The sequence below is a fragment of the Sphingobium nicotianae genome, from assembly GCF_018603885.1.
Classification (GTDB): domain Bacteria; phylum Pseudomonadota; class Alphaproteobacteria; order Sphingomonadales; family Sphingomonadaceae; genus Sphingobium; species Sphingobium nicotianae.
Map to the genome: position 1 here is coordinate 170,215 of NZ_JAHGAW010000007.1, position 14,918 is coordinate 185,132.

The window sequence follows — 14,918 nt, forward strand, 5'->3', positions numbered from 1 at the left end:
GTCGAAGGGCCGTATTTCTTTCTTGAAAAAGAGGAAGAACAGGGCTTCGACAAGCTCAGCCCGAACGGAGATTTTTGAATGACTGAGCCACGCACCGATTGGACCCGCGAGGAGATCGCCGCTTTGTTCGATCTGCCGTTCATGGACCTCGTCCACGACGCGCAGACGATCCACCGCGCGCGCCACCCGCGCAACGAGGTGCAGCTCTCGACCCTGCTGTCCATCAAGACCGGCGGCTGCCCGGAGGATTGCGGCTATTGCAACCAGTCCGTCCATGCCGAAACCGGTCTGAAGGCCACCAAGCTGATGGACGTGCGCGGCGTCCTGCAGATGGCGGCGCAGGCCAAGGACAATGGCTCGGGCCGGTTCTGCATGGGCGCGGCCTGGCGCAATCCCCGGGATCGCGACATGCCAGCGCTGGTCGAGATGGTGAAGGGTGTGCGCGCCATGGGCCTGGAGACCTGCATGACCCTGGGCATGCTGACGTCCAAACAGGCCGGCATGCTCGCCGAGGCGGGCCTCGATTACTATAATCACAATATCGACACCGCCCCCGAGAAATATGCGGAAGTGATCACCACGCGCAGCTTCGAGGACCGGATCGAGACGCTGGAAGCCGTGCGCGCGGCGGGGATCAATGTCTGCTGCGGTGGCATCGTCGGCATGGGCGAGACCCGCAGCGACCGCGTCGGCTTCATCCACGCGCTGGCGACCATGCCCCACCCCGAGAGCGTGCCGATCAACGCGCTGGTGCCGGTCAAGGGCACGGTGCTGGGCGACATGCTGGAGGGCACGCCGCTGGCGAAGATCGACGAGATCGAGTTTGTGCGCACCGTGGCGGTGGCGCGCATCACCATGCCCGCCTCGATGGTCCGCCTCTCGGCCGGGCGCGAGAGCATGAGCGAAGCCTGCCAGGCGCTCTGCTTCATGGCCGGCGCGAACAGCATCTTCACCGGCGACAAGCTGCTCACCACGCCCAACGCGGGCGACGACAAGGACGGCGCCATGTTCGCCCGCCTGGGCATCACGCCGATGCAGGCCGCGCCCCACGCGCACATCGAGGAGGCGGCGGAGTGAGCCTGGGCAGGAAGGCGCTCGTCATCCTCGCGGCCTATGTCGCCACGGTGCTGGTGCTGATCCCGATGATCTGGGCCATCATCTATCTCCTGTCCTTCGCTCCAAGCGCGCCCAAGATCGTCGTCTATGTCGCGCTGGCGATATGCGTGATGACCGGGGTCGGCCTGCTGCGCTGGTTCCGCGTCCGTATCGAGAGCCGGATGCAATGACGGGCCGGACGGGCATCGCGTTTCTTGGATTTGGTTTCTTCGCCATTCTGTCGGTGCCCGACGCAGCGACCGCCGCGCCCGCGCTCAAATGTCATGATCCGCAGACGCAGATGGAGATCAACCTCTGCGCAGCAGAAGACGCCAGGAAAGCCGATGCCGAGCTCAATCGGCAATGGTCCGCGACAGCTGCAGTCATGCACGCGCAGGACAAGGCCGGCTATGCGCCAAGGGACGGGCGGCCGGGCTATTATGCGGCGCTGCTGGAGGCGCAGCGGGCCTGGATCCGGTTCCGCGATCTCGAATGCCGGGCGCAGGGCTACGCGATGCGGGGCGGAAGCGCCGAGCCGATGATGATCAGCGGCTGCCTCGCCGAGGTGACCCGGGCGCGGACGAAGCAGCTCAAGGACATGGCGGCGAATTACCGGCATTGAAGGGCACCACGTTAACGCGCTGCTCCCAAATTACCCCTCCCTTCCAGGGGAGGGAACGGTTACGGCAACCGATCATCTTCGGCGCGTCGGGATCATCGCCGCCACGGCGCGATATTTTGGCCGGGCGGGGAGTTTCCAAAACCGCACGACTTCCCTAAACTTCGCGAAATATTTTTAGCGAGGGGCATTGCATGGCAACGGTTGTGGCACCGAATGAAGGGGCTGCCGGGAAACAATCGATCCCGCTGATCATCGGGGCATCGTCGTTGGGGACGGTGTTCGAATGGTATGATTTCTTCATCTACGGCACCCTCGCCGCGAGCGGCATCATCGGGCGGACCTTCTTCCCGGCAGGCAGCGAGACATTGCAGACCCTGCTCGCCTGGGCGGGTTTCGCGGTCGGCTTCGGCTTTCGCCCGCTGGGTGCGATCATCTTCGGCTATCTCGGCGATCGGCTGGGCCGCAAATATACCTTCCTCATGACCATCCTCCTGATGGGTATCGCGACGGCGGGCGTCGGCCTCGTGCCTTCGGCCGCGGCGATCGGCTGGGCCGCGCCCATCCTCATCATCCTGCTGCGCGTCTGCCAGGGGCTGGCGCTCGGCGGCGAATATGGCGGGGCGGCCATCTACGTCGCCGAGCATGCGCCGGAGGGCCGGTCGGGCTTCTACACCAGCTTCATCCAGGCCGCGGTGGTCGGCGGCTTCATCCTGTCGCTCATCGTGGTGCTCTGCGTGAAGGGCACGATGACCGGCGAGACCTGGGACGACTGGGGCTGGCGCGTGCCGTTCGTCCTCTCGCTGCTGCTGCTGGCGGTTTCGGTGTGGATGCGCTCGAAACTGCACGAGAGCCCGGTGTTCGAGGAACTGCGCAAGACCGGCAAGATGTCGCGCAATCCCTTCGTCGAGAGCTTCACTTATCCCGGCAATCCGCGCCGGATCATCGTCGCCATGTTCGGCATCGCGGCCGGTCTCACCGTGATCTGGTACACGGCGCTCTTCTCCGCGCTCTCTTTTCTGCAAGGGCCGATGAAGGTCGCCGGCACGACCGCCCAGATCACCGTCGCGGCGGGCGCGCTGGTCGGCCTCGGCTGGTTCATCCTGTTCGGCCATCTCTCCGACAAATATGGCCGGCGCCGCGTGATCGGCATCGGCTATGCGCTGACCCTGCTCCTGCTCATGCCCATCTTCTGGCTGATCGGCAGCCAGGCCAATCCGGGCCTTGCCGAAGCAAGCGCGCGCGTGCCGATCGTCGTGAGCGGCGCGGACTGCCACTACGATCCTTTCGCGAGCAAGCAGGCGACGCCCTGCGCGAGCGTGCTTGGTGAGCTGACCGGCAAGGGTGTTCCCTATCGGATCAAGGCAGGCGATCGGCTGCGCGTGACGATCGGTGGCAGCGAAGTGGCAGATCCGCATGGCGATGCATTGACCAATGCCATTGCCAATGCTGGTTACGGCCTCGATCCTCAGACGCCGGCGCCCGCCAACCTCTTCATCGTCTTTCTCGGGGTGGTCGCGCTCTGCTTCCTCTCAGGCATGACCTACGGCCCGGTCGCCGCGGCGCTCGCCGAGATGTTCCCGCCCGAAGTTCGCTACAGCTCCATGTCGATCCCCTATCATATCGGCTGCGGCTATTTCGGAGGCTTCCTGCCGTTCATCGCGAGCTATATCGTTGCCAAGACCGGCGATCCCTATTCGGGCCTGTGGTATACGTTGGTCGTCGTCGTGATCGCGCTGATCGCCATCCTGTGGGGCGACGGACCGAGCTGGCAGAAGAATCTCGACGGAGCCGACACGGCGCGCTAGTCCCGCGCCGATGATCGATCGCCCTTCCGCGCCGCTCGCGCTGCATCTCGACAGCGCCGCGCTCAAGGCCAACTGGCAATGGCTGGCGAAGGCAAGCGGCCCGGCGCGCTGCGGCGGCGCGATCAAGGCCAATGGCTATGGTCTGGGCGCTGTCGAAGTGCTCCGCCATCTCGCCGCAGCGGGATGCCGGGACTTTTTCGTCGCGACATGGGGCGAAGCGGCGGAACTGCTCCCGCATCTCGGCGAGGCTTCGCTGGGCGTTCTTCACGGCGTGCGCGAGGAGGATATGGCGCTCGCCGTCGGCGCAAAGGCGCTGCCGGTGCTGAACAGCCCACAGCAGATTGCGCGCTGGAAGGGCGCGAATGGCGGCCCGTGCCATGTGATGCTGGATACCGGCATGAACCGGCTCGGCCTCGACGGGCATGCACTCGATCGCACGCTGCTTGAAGGCCTGCCCATAGAGACGCTGCTCAGCCATCTCGCCTGCGCCGACGAGGATCATCCGCTCAACGCCACGCAGCTCGCGCTGTTCCGGCAGCTAGTGGTCGGGGTCCCGGCTAAGTCGCTCAGCCTGGCGAACAGCGCCGGCATCCTGCTCGGTCCGGACTACGCCTTCGATCTGACGCGCCCCGGCCTCGCGCTCTATGGCGGCATTCCGCGCGCCGAAGCAGCGGGGCATATCGCACAGGTCGTGCGTCCGCACGCGCAGATCCTGCAGCGGCGCACCGTGCGCTCCGGCGAGTCGGTCGGTTATGGCGCGACCTTCGTGGCGACGAGCCAGCGCGAGGCGGCGGTGCTGAACCTTGGCTATGCGGACGGCTATCTGCGTGGTTTTTCGGGCAAGGGCGCCGCGTTGCTCGACGGGCAACGGCTCCCTGTGCTGGGTCGCGTCTCGATGGACCTGATCGCCGTCGATGTGACGGACGCGCCGCATCTGGGGGAGGGGGACTGGCTCGAACTTGAGTTCGATCTGCCGACCGCATCGGCGCAATCCGGTCTGTCGCAATATGAACTGCTGACGACGATCGGTCGTCGCTATGAACGGCGCTGGATCTAGCGCTCAGTAGCTTGGTTGCGCGGCCATGCCGGCCTGATCGCCGCGCACCACTTCGCGCAGCCCGCGCACGATCTGGAGCACCGTCGCCGGCTTGCGGATCGAGCGACAGTTGGCGAACTCCTGGACATAGTCCAGATCCTCATAGCCCGTGCAGAAGAGGAACGGGATGCCGAGCCGCCGCAGCGAGCGCGCAAGCGGAAAGACCGGCATGCCGGCGAGGTCGACGTCGAGAATCGCGGCGTCGGGCCGCTTGCGATCAGCGGAGAGGAGGCGATTGGCTTCGTCGATCGATCCGGCGGGACCTATGATCGACCAGCCGAATTCTTCGAGCGATCGGGACATTTGCATGGCGAGGAGCGGCTCGTCTTCGACGATCAACAGAGTCCCTAGCTCGCTGTCGCCGCTGCCATTCTGGACTGTCTGCCCCATGCCGGCGCCGCCTCCCTTGCCACCCCTGGTGCCTGCACTCCGGTCGGAGCTGATTTGCAGAACGGTTTCGGGGAGATTTAGTTGCAGACGAATTCCCGCTGGATCCCAATGTTGTTCGAGCGTGCCGCAGAGCTGATTCCTGGCGATCTGCTGGATGAGGCTGCTGCCAAAGCCGGCCTTCTCGGGTTGCGTGACGCGCGGCCCGCCACTCTCCTGCCAGAGCATCGCCACCTCGTCATTGTCGCGCCGGGTCCAGCGCAGATCGACGTGGCCGCCGCGCGCGGAGAGCGCGCCAAATTTGACGGCGTTGGTCGCCAGTTCGTGGATCAGCATGCTGATCGGTTGCACGGCGCGCGCCGACAATCTGAGATCGGGCCCTTCGATGGTGAAGCTGTCGGGATCGGCATAGGTGCCAAGCTCGTCCTGCGCGACCTGGCGCAGCGAGGCGCCCTGCCAGCGGCCGCGGGCCAGAAGGCTGTGCGCGCGGGACATGGCGCCGATGCGGCCAGAGAGGGACTCCGCATAGGCTTCGCGCGTCGGCGCCTGAGTCAGGGACACGAGCGAGGAGACGATGGCGAGGATATTTTTGGCGCGATGGTCGACCTCACGCGCCAGCAGTGCCTGTGCGTCCTCCTGCGCCTTGCGTTCGGTGATGTCGCGCAGGATGACGGTGGTCATGCGCTCGTCGCCGATCTGCGCTTGCGAGATCGAGGCTTCGACGGGAAATTCCTCGCCGTCCGCCCGCAGCGCGCTGATCGCGCCATGCATGCCGGTCGGACCGGCATCGGCACGAAACCTCTCGGGAATGAATCGCTCGATCGGCGTTCCCATCACCTCCTGCGCGCTGATTCCGAACATCTTCTCGGCGGCGGGGTTAAAGCAGATGATCTGCTGTGCCTCGTCCGCGCTGATGATGGCGTCCATCGCCGTCGCGACAATCGCTTCGAGGCGATCATGGGTGCGGGCAGGGGTGGCGCTTTGATCGATGAATCCGGACGTCATGGACGAAATTGCTCCCCGCCCCAAAGTTGCGCGTCTTACCCGGACGCCCAGCTATCCGCCGAACCATCGAAAAAAACAATGAAAACTTCGCTATCCGGCCGGATCCGAACGTGATCGGACCCGGCACAATCATTTATTTGTTCATTACCGCTCGATGCACATGGCGATGCCCATGCCACCGCCGATGCACAGGGTGGCGAGGCCCTTATGCGCGTCGCGGCGGGCAAGCTCGTGAATCAGGGTGGTCAGGATGCGCGCGCCCGATGCGCCGATCGGGTGGCCGATCGCGATGGCGCCGCCATTGACGTTCACGATGTCGGGATTCCAGCCCAGCTCCTTGCCGACAGCCAGCGCCTGCGCGGCGAACGCCTCGTTGGCCTCGATCAGGTCGAGATCACCGATCGTCCAGCCAGCCTTCTCGAGCGCCTTGCGGCTTGCCGGTGCCGGGCCGATACCCATGACCGAGGGATCGACGCCGCAGGTCGCCCAGCTCGCGATGCGTGCGAGAATGGGGGCGCCGCGCCGGGCCGCCTCGTCGGCCGACATGACGACGAGCGCCGCAGCGCCGTCATTGAGGCCGCTGGCATTGGCGGCGGTCACCGTGCCGTCCTTCTTGAACGCGGGGCGCAGGCCAGCCATCGCCTCGATCGTCGCGCCAGCGCGGATATATTCGTCGGTATCGACGATCGTGTCGCCCTTGCGACCGCTGATCGTCACCGGCGCGATCTCGCCGGCGAACTTGCCGGCGGCGCGGGCGGCCTCGGCCTTGTTCTGGCTGGCCGTGGCGAAGGCATCCTGCGCCTCGCGCGTGATCTGATATTTCTCGGCCACATTCTCGGCGGTGATGCCCATGTGATAATCGTTGAACGCGTCCCACAGGCCGTCCTTGATCATCGTGTCGATGAAGCTGACATTACCCATCTTGGTGCCGGCGCGCATATTCTGCGCATGGGGCGACATCGACATGCTCTCCTGCCCACCCGCGATCATGATCGTCGCGTCGCCGGCCTGGATCTGCTGCGCGGCGAGCGCGACCGAACGCAGGCCCGACCCGCAGACCTGATTGATCGCGAAGGCGGTGCGGTCGGTCGGGATGCCGGCATTGACCGCGGCCTGACGCACTGGATTCTGGCCCTGCGCCGCGGTCAGCACCTGGCCGAAGATGACTTCATTGACCTCGTCCGGCGCGACGCCAGCCTGCTCGAGCGCGGCGAGGATCGCGACACGGCCCAGCTCGTGAGCCGGCGTATTGGCGAAGCTGCCGAGGAAGCTGCCGACGGGCGTGCGCTTGGCGGCGGTGATGACGATGTCGGTCATTGTGGCGAATCCCTAGATTGAGGCGCCAGGAGAGGCGCGGAAGTCAGTCCGTCGCGCGCGTTAGCATCAGCCACCGCAACGCGAAAGCCAGTCGCTCAATCCTCTCCACAAAGCCTGTTCCGCCCGGCTGCCGATCATCATGCCGACATGGCCGAGCGCCAGATCGATCCGCTCGTGCGCGGGCGGCGTGGTCGCGGCGGGTACGATCCGGTCGCTGGTCGAGGCGATGGCGAGCGTCGGGCAATCGAGTGCCGCCGGGTTCGCCACGGTGCCGCCGATGGACCACGTCCCGCTCCCCGTCATATTGGAAGCGTAACAGCGCTCCGCAAGGTCGCTGCCGGCGCCGAGCGTGAGCGGCGCGCCGTCATTGGCCCAGTCTTCCAGGGCAATGAAACCATGATAGGCGGGAGTGCCTTCCTCGATCTCGCCGAAATTCGCATATTTGGCGATGGTCCGCTCCGGATCGAGCGACCAGAAGCCGGTCTGGAACACCTCCATCGGAACCAGGCCGAGCGTTTCGCAGCCGGCCCGGGATTGCTGCCAGGTCGCGGCGATCTTTTCGCGGAAGCTCTCGTCATATTGCGCGAAGTCCCATGGCGCCGCGATCGAGGCGACGCCGGCGGCCGGGCGACCCAGGGCAGCCAGACGCGCCGCCGCGCCGATCGCCAAAGTGCCGCCGAGGCAATAACCGACCAGCAGGGGCGGGCGTCCCAACCGATCGAGCAGAGGGATGAGCAGATCTTCGACATGGCCGGCAAGGTCCACCGTTCGCTCGTCCGCGCCCGGCGTGCCCCAGTCGAGCAGATAGGCCTCATGGCCCTCGCGCTGCAGGAAGCGCAGCAGCGATCGCCGCTCGGTCAGGTCGAGCACGTTGGGCGGATTGATCAGCGACGGCACGAGGATCACGGGCGATTTTGCGGATGCATTTTGTGCAACGCGGTGTCGCGTCGCCAAAGTTGCGCGATCTTTCCGCGCAACAATTTCCGGCGGATTCGGGTCGATTCGGCGCGAGGCAGCCTGATAGCGGCGCAAACCGGCGAACGCGCGCCGCCGCAAATCGGCATCTTGTGCCGTGACGGACCACAAAATCGACAGAAACAGCGGCAAAGGCCGTGGTCCATGTTGCGATGCGGAAAGAATCGATGCTATGCTGCGGCGACCGGTGGGCGGAGCATTAGATATGGCAAGATCGAAGTCGGGTGGCGAATCGGGTACCATCGTTATCAAGAAATACGCCAACCGGCGGCTTTATGACACGGAAACGTCGAGCTACATCACGCTCGAGTTGCTCTCGCAGATGACCCGCGAAGGTCGCGACTTCGTCGTGGTCGACGCCAAGTCGGGCGAAGACATCACGCATAATGTCCTTACCCAGATCATCATGGAAGAAGAGCAGCGTGGCGGCAGCGAGAGCATGCTGCCCGTGAGCTTCCTGCGCCAGCTTATCTCGCTTTACGGCGACTCGATGCAGTCCATGGTGCCGCAATATCTCGAAGCCAGCATGGACGCGTTCCGCAAGAATCAGCAGCAGTTCCAGGAAGCTATGCAAGGCGCCTTCGCCGGCGGCCCCTTCGCCGAGATCGCCAAGCGCAACATGGAAATGCTGAATGCCGCCGCCAGCGCTTTCAAGCCGCCGGCGCCGGCCAAGCCCGCGCCCAAGAGTGAAGGCTCGGACGAAGTCGCCGAACTCAAGGCGCAGCTTGCGGCCCTGAACGCGAAGATCGACAAGCTGGGCGGCTGACGACTTCTTCGAAACGATAAATCCGTTCGCCCTGAGCTTGTCGAAGGGCCGTCCTTATCTTCTGCGAAGATAGGAAGATGAAAAGCCCTTCGACAAGGTCAGGGCGAACGGCCGTTTGTGTTTTCGCCTTGTCGCTCTAAAGCCCATGCCATTCCATCCACCATCGAAGCCCGGACCCATGAGTATCCCCAATTTCAAGCATGCCCTTCCCGTCACGCGCGCGCAGGACTTTGCCGCCTGGTATCAGGCCGTCGTCTCCGAGGCCGATCTGGCCGAGGAAAGCGGCGTGCGCGGCTCGATGGTCATCCGGCCGTGGGGCTATGGCATCTGGGAGCGCATCCAGAAGCTGATGGACGCGCGGATCAAGGCCGCGGGCGTCGAGAATTGCTATTTCCCGCTGTTCATCCCGTTGTCCTATTTCGCCAAGGAAGCCGATCATGTGGACGGCTTCGCCAAGGAGATGGCGGTTGTCACCCATCATCGCCTCAAAATGATCGACGGCAAACTCTCACCGGACCCCGAGGCGAAACTGGAAGAGCCGCTGATCGTGCGGCCGACTTCCGAGACGATCATCGGTGCCGCTATGGCGCGCTGGGTGCAGAGCTGGCGCGACCTGCCATTGCTGGTCAACCAGTGGGCCAACGTCGTGCGGTGGGAGATGCGGACTCGCATGTTCCTGCGCACCACGGAGTTTCTCTGGCAGGAAGGCCATACCGCTCACGCCACGGCCGAGGATGCGCGTGCCGAGACCATGCGGGCGCTTGAAATGTATCGCGACTTTGCCGAGACTGCGCTCGCGATGCCGGTCGTTGCCGGTGAAAAGCCCGAAAATGAGCGCTTTCCGGGCGCCGTCGCAACCTATTCGATCGAAGCTATGATGCAAGACGGGAAGGCGCTGCAGGCTGGTACGTCTCACTATCTGGGCACCGGTTTCGCGGAGGCTGCTGGTATCAAATACCAGGATGCGGAGGGCGGTCAGCAATTCGCTCACACGACAAGCTGGGGCACCACGACCCGCATGATCGGCGGCGTCATCATGGTCCACGGCGATGATGACGGCCTGCGCTGCCCGCCGATGATCGCGCCCTATCAGGTCGTCATCGTGCCGATGTTGCGCGACAATGACGAGGACGCGGCTGTGCTCGCTTATTGCGAGGATCTGGCCAGGGCGCTGGGCGAAGTGGATGTGTTCCGCGAGCCGCTGCGCGTGCTGCTGGACAGGAAGCCGCTCAAGGCCTCGAACAAGCGCTGGGCCTGGGTCAAGAAGGGCGCCCCAATCATCGTCGAGGTCGGCGGGCGTGACGTTGCGGGCGGCAACGTCTCGGTATTGCGCCGCGACCGGCTCTACAACGAGACCGGCAAGACGGCGAGCGCCATCGTGCCGCGTGGGGATTTCGTCGCGAGCGCCGCCGAGACACTGCGCGATATTCAGGCCAGCCTCTACGGCGAGGCCAAGACGCGGCTCGATGCCAATCTGCGCCGCGACGTGACCGACAAGGCGGCGCTGGCCGCCGCCTTCGCGGGTGACAAGCCGGGCTGGGTCGAGGTCGAATGGGCAAAGCCGACGGGTGCTGCGCTCGATGCGGTCGAGGAATGGCTGAAGGGCGAGAAGCTGACCCTGCGCAACACGCCGCTCGATGCGGCGCCGGCGACGGGCCAGTGCATCTTCACCGGCGAAAAGGCCGTCGAACGCGTGATCGTCGGCCGCAGCTACTGACGCAGACCGACAGGCAAACAAAAAGGCCCCGCCGGATAACGCCGGCGGGGCCTTTTCTTGGTCAGTCGATCAGGTTCAGGCGAAGGCGACGGCCGACTTGCGGGCGCGCATCGCGGCACCGGCGAGGCCCATGCCGGCGATCATCATCGCCCAGGTCGCGGGCTCCGGAACGCCCGGCGTCGGCGGCGTGACGGGCGGCGTGTAGGCCGTTCCGCCGAAAGCGGGCGAGTTCAGCGTGCCGTTGATGTAGCTGCTGCCGGTCGGAAAGCCGCCCGAGAGCAAGCGAACCGAGATCACGCTGCCTTCGAGGTTGAAGCGATAGTCCTGCCCCTGGAAGGTGAAGTTGGTCAGGAACACGAAGCCGTTGAAGGCGCCGTTGTTATACTGGATGCCGGCGAGGCGCTCGGCGTCCAGATTGTCGGCCTTCGTCCAGGTGAACGGCCCGAAGTTGATCGTGAAATCATCGGCATCCGGAATGGTCGCGGCGTCGGTAAAGTTGTCGAAGAAGATGTTCTGGAAGCCCGTGCCCGAGCCCGGAACCAGATCGGTCTGGTAGACGAAGCTGCCGGTGACCGACATGCCGCCGGTAAAGCCATTGTTGCGAAATGGCGGCTTCACATTGGGCGTGCTGCCCAGCTGGCCATCGAAGTTCGCCTTCACATAGGTGGCGGCGGCAAGCGGTGAGGTGCTGGCGAGAAGTGCCAGTCCAAGAATGATGTGCTTCATTTGAATTCTCCCTAATCCCACTGGAGCCCATGCTGAAGGCTTGTAGTCATATGTCGCCCGTTTAATAAATTGTAAACGAAAGCTTTCGTCCCAACAGAGGACGTTTCACTTCGATACGTTAACTAAACTTAATCATCTTCTGTGACGTTTGGACGAAACTCTCCGTTTTTCGCCTATTGGAGAAGGCGGCCGACGCTGGCCTGGTCGAGACGGTGCAGCGAAGACAAGCGTCGCTACGAGCGACGGTCTGGCGACGGCCGTTGCCATGGTCGCCTGGGGCGCGCGGCTGGTCAGCGCTCCATGAGGCGAGGCATCAGCTCGACGAAGTTGCAGGGCATGAAGCGGCTGTCGAGCTGGTGGACCAGGATCTGATCCCAGCCGTCCTTCACCGCGCCGGTCGAGCCGGGCAGCGCGAAGATATAGGTGCCGCGTGCGACGCAGGCGCACGCGCGCGACTGGATCGTCGAGGTGCCGATCGTCTGGAAGCTCAGCCAGCGGAACAGCTCGCCGAAGCCGGGAATGGGCTTGTCCTGGATTTTCTCGATCGCTTCGGGCGTCACGTCGCGGCCGGTGACGCCTGTACCGCCCGTAGTGATGATCACGTCGATCCAAGGGTCATCGATCCAGCGATGCATGTGGGCGAGGATCGCCTCAACGCTGTCGACGCTGATCTCGCGAGCCGCCACGACATGGCCGGCGTCGGTGATCCGCGCAGCAAGCGTATCGCCCGAGCGGTCCTCGGCGCGCGTGCGTGTGTCGGAGACGGTCAGGACGGCGATGTTGACGGGCAGGAATGTCCTGCTTTCGTCAATCGGCACCGAAGCTGACTCCGCTCGGCGCCATGCGCACGGCGATCGTCTTGTTGCCATCCGGGAAGCGCGTCCACAGGCCTTGCGCCATAGCCGCCAGCGCCGGCGATTTCCCGCCGCTCTCGTCCATCTGATAGATCCAGTAATTGCGCAGCACGGCGTTCAGATAGGCGCGGGTCTCATAATAGGGAACCGACTCGATGAACAGCAGGGGGTCGCCTTCGTCGCGCACCTGCACGTTCCAGCGCTCGATCGGCAGCGGGCCGGCATTATAGGCCGCGACCACCTTGGGCAGCAGGCCGCCGGTCGCGCTCATCTGGCTGAGTTTCTTGAGATAGAGCTGGCCGAGCGCGAGATTGACCGAGGGGTCGTAAAGCTGGTCGCCCGAGAAGCCCATGCCCGCCGCGCTGGCGAGCTCGCCGCCGGTGCCGGGCCGCACCTGCATGATGCCGCGCGCGTCGGCGCCGCTGCGCGCCTTCGTCTGAAAGCGCGATTCCTGGAGGGCGTGGGCGAAGACGAGCGCCTTGTCGACTTGCCAGCCATTGGCCGGCGTCCATTGCGGGCTGGGATAGCGCGCATAAGCGGCGGACTTGCGGCCGCTCGGCGAATGCTGGGCGAGCCAGAGCTGGGTGGTGGGCAGCGACAGGTCGCTCGCGACATGGACGAGCGCGGGGTAGAGCGCATCGCTGCTCAATTCGGCCTCGTGGCGTAGCACTTCGTCGGCATCGGCCGTGCGGCCGAGCCCGGCGAGGATGACGGCATTGCGCACGTTGAAGCGCGAGGAGAGGGCGGTCCAGTCCTGCTGCGACACATGCTCGCGGGTCAGCGACGGGCTGGGGCCGAGGCCAAGCGTCTCGCGGGCGAGCAGGCCGTAGAGGGTCTCCTCGTCGCGTGCCGCGCTCCTGAGCAGCGCGCTGACGCGCTCGGGATGCTTGTCCGCCATGACGGCGCGCGCGGCCCAGAAATAGCCGCCGCTGCGCATGTCGGCATCGGAGGCGTTCGTCGCGGCCTGATAGAAGGCATTGGTGGCGCCGTTCCAATCCTTCTGGCGCCAGGCGGAGAGGCCGACCACCCAGTGTGCGGGCGCCAGGAAGGTGCCGCTGCCGTCCTGTGCGGCTTGAGAGGCGAGCCGGCGGGCATTGGCGGTGTCGCCGCAGATGAAATAGGACCAGGCGATGCGCTGGCGCAGTTCGGTGCGGCCCTCGATCGTCAGATTGGTTTCGGCGCCGGCAACGAGCGCCTCCGCCTCGGCGGGCTTGTCGTCCTTGATCTGTTGGAGCAGCCGGCCGCGCAGGGCATCGGCAGCGCCATCGCCGGAGATTGAGCGCAGGATCTTGCGCTGCGGCGAACTGCCGGTCCACATCAGTTCGCGTGTTGCGGGCAATTCGGGGAGGCTCTGCGCACCGCGCTTGCGGGCGAGCGCCGCGAGACGGTCGGCCTGAGGCAGATAGGGTGCCTTGGCGATTAGATCGAGCAGGTCGAACATCTCGACCCTGGGCGAGCCCTTGGCGAGGTAGAATTCAGCCAGAAGGTAGGGGCGCATGCTGTCCTTGGTCGCATCCAGCGCGAGGATGGCCGTCTTTGCGTCGTCCCATTTCCCACCGGACATTTGGCCGATGATCGCGCCATAGCGCGCCCGTTCCTCGGCGCTGACCATGGCAATGGCGGAGGACGGCCTAGCGCCCATGTCGGCAAGCGCCGGCGCAGCGCAGCCGAGCGCGAGCGCGGCCAGCATCCATCTGGTGGTCCGTTGGATCGTCAATTCCATACTCCCGGCAGCAGGCGCAGCGCCCGCCAGCTCTTCGCCTTGGCTGCTGGCCGGCTCATCAGAAGCTCGGCCGACGCTAGGGCAAGCGCATCGATCGTGCCCTCGCCATGGTTAATTTTCTGCAAGCCTTCAGCGCTCGGCCGCCATTGCGGCCCGATCAGCGCACGGCTCGTCCGATCGCCCAGCACGATCGTCGCCTGCGGGCGCGCGAGGCCGAGATAATGGATCATCCGTGCGCCGAGCCGACCGAGCGTGGTTTCATCGAGCAATCCGCCGGGCGGACGACGCATGGTAAGCGACGCGAAGCCGGCATCGTCCGCCCTGATGCCGATGCTGCCGAGCATCGCCTCAATGAAGCGCCGCTGGCTCGGATCGAGCAGGCTGGCACTGTCACTGGCTGTCATGGCGGGCATTTCAACGAGGACCAGCAGCTTGGCCCCCGCCTGTGCGGGCGGCAGGATCGTCGCGCCGTCCCAGTTCGTTTCGGGCTGAGTATCGTCTTTGGTGAGCCAATCCAGGAAGGCTGGCAGGGCGGCTGGCATCTCCGTCGGCGCGATGCGCGTCGCAACGGCTTCCGCCACACGCGGCTGAACGGGCAGGGCAGGGCGCTCCGCAACCGGCGCCGGCGCAGCATCGCGCTGCCAGAACGGCGCAGCAGGCGCCTGACGCCAGCCATGCGGCTCATGCTCGATTGCGGTATGCAGGCCCGCCTCGCGCCACCAGTGCGCATAGGATTGGACCGCCTCCTCCAGCGACCTTATATATTGCTCACCCATTGAGTTCCCTCTCAACAGAGGTTGACGGAGCGGTCAATCCTGCCGCATCGCGGG

General features: G+C 65.1%; 14 protein-coding genes. 7 read left to right on the forward strand and 7 right to left on the reverse strand.

Annotation, left to right across the window (positions count from 1 at the left end; genetic code table 11):
- Positions 1-78: 78 nt before the first annotated feature.
- The 5 genes from bioB (at position 79) to alr (ending at position 4,579) form a co-directional block, all read left to right on the forward strand.
- Positions 79-1,077 carry a biotin synthase BioB gene (gene bioB, locus KK488_RS11980; RefSeq protein ID WP_214623808.1) on the forward strand — a complete coding sequence of 333 codons (999 nt, stop codon included), beginning with the start codon at positions 79-81 and terminating at the stop codon, positions 1,075-1,077.
- On the forward strand, positions 1,074-1,286 hold the full coding sequence (locus KK488_RS11985) for a hypothetical protein (protein WP_214623810.1): 213 nt from the start codon (positions 1,074-1,076) through the stop codon (positions 1,284-1,286). Before bioB ends, KK488_RS11985 begins: the two co-directional genes overlap by 4 nt.
- Positions 1,283-1,717 (forward strand): lysozyme inhibitor LprI family protein, encoded by a 435-nt coding sequence (locus tag KK488_RS11990; protein WP_214623812.1) that lies wholly within the window; start codon positions 1,283-1,285, stop codon positions 1,715-1,717. The genes KK488_RS11985 and KK488_RS11990 overlap by 4 nt, the downstream gene beginning before the upstream one ends.
- A gap of 191 nt (positions 1,718-1,908) precedes the next feature.
- Positions 1,909-3,522, forward strand: coding sequence for an MFS transporter (locus KK488_RS11995; protein ID WP_214623814.1), 1,614 nt, complete (start codon positions 1,909-1,911; stop codon positions 3,520-3,522).
- A 10-nt stretch (positions 3,523-3,532) separates the two neighbouring features.
- A complete protein-coding gene (gene alr / locus KK488_RS12000; protein WP_214623816.1) occupies positions 3,533-4,579 on the forward strand; it encodes an alanine racemase in 1,047 nt (348 codons plus the stop codon).
- A gap of 3 nt (positions 4,580-4,582) precedes the next feature.
- On the opposite strand, the gene KK488_RS12005 is transcribed toward alr, so the two are convergent.
- The 3 genes from KK488_RS12005 to KK488_RS12015 all read right to left on the reverse strand — a co-directional run bounded on the left by KK488_RS12005 (position 4,583) and on the right by KK488_RS12015 (position 8,233).
- The gene (locus tag KK488_RS12005) at positions 4,583-6,010 is read right to left on the reverse strand and encodes an HWE histidine kinase domain-containing protein (protein ID WP_214623817.1); all 1,428 of its coding nucleotides are present in this window, start codon (positions 6,008-6,010) and stop codon (positions 4,583-4,585) included.
- A gap of 144 nt (positions 6,011-6,154) precedes the next feature.
- Positions 6,155-7,327 carry an acetyl-CoA C-acetyltransferase gene (locus KK488_RS12010; protein ID WP_214623819.1) on the reverse strand — a complete coding sequence of 391 codons (1,173 nt, stop codon included), beginning with the start codon at positions 7,325-7,327 and terminating at the stop codon, positions 6,155-6,157.
- A gap of 66 nt (positions 7,328-7,393) precedes the next feature.
- Entirely contained in the window at positions 7,394-8,233 is an 840-nt protein-coding gene (locus KK488_RS12015) for an alpha/beta fold hydrolase (protein WP_349356884.1), read from the reverse strand.
- 274 nt (positions 8,234-8,507) lie between these two features.
- Here KK488_RS12015 and phaR point away from each other — a divergent pair, with 274 nt between their 5' ends.
- Together phaR and KK488_RS12025 are read left to right on the forward strand one after the other, a co-directional pair.
- Complete coding sequence (phaR, locus tag KK488_RS12020; protein ID WP_214623824.1) at positions 8,508-9,068, forward strand: polyhydroxyalkanoate synthesis repressor PhaR; 561 nt, start codon at positions 8,508-8,510, stop codon at positions 9,066-9,068.
- Positions 9,069-9,246: 178 nt separating this feature from the next.
- Positions 9,247-10,785, forward strand: a complete 1,539-nt coding sequence (locus tag KK488_RS12025; RefSeq protein ID WP_214623826.1) for an aminoacyl--tRNA ligase-related protein — start codon at positions 9,247-9,249, stop codon at positions 10,783-10,785.
- A gap of 75 nt (positions 10,786-10,860) precedes the next feature.
- Here the strand turns inward: KK488_RS12025 and KK488_RS12030 are convergent, their stop codons facing one another.
- From KK488_RS12030 to KK488_RS12045, 4 genes are all read right to left on the reverse strand, one after another.
- Entirely contained in the window at positions 10,861-11,511 is a 651-nt protein-coding gene (locus KK488_RS12030) for a PEPxxWA-CTERM sorting domain-containing protein (RefSeq protein ID WP_250890323.1), read from the reverse strand.
- Positions 11,512-11,801: 290 nt separating this feature from the next.
- A complete protein-coding gene (moaB, locus tag KK488_RS12035; protein WP_214623828.1) occupies positions 11,802-12,329 on the reverse strand; it encodes a molybdenum cofactor biosynthesis protein B in 528 nt (175 codons plus the stop codon).
- Positions 12,319-14,082 (reverse strand): lytic transglycosylase domain-containing protein, encoded by a 1,764-nt coding sequence (locus KK488_RS12040; RefSeq protein ID WP_214623830.1) that lies wholly within the window; start codon positions 14,080-14,082, stop codon positions 12,319-12,321. Before KK488_RS12040 ends, moaB begins: the two co-directional genes overlap by 11 nt.
- Entirely contained in the window at positions 14,079-14,864 is a 786-nt protein-coding gene (locus KK488_RS12045) for a hypothetical protein (RefSeq protein ID WP_214623833.1), read from the reverse strand. The genes KK488_RS12040 and KK488_RS12045 overlap by 4 nt, the downstream gene beginning before the upstream one ends.
- Between the last annotated feature and the right edge of the window lie 54 nt (positions 14,865-14,918).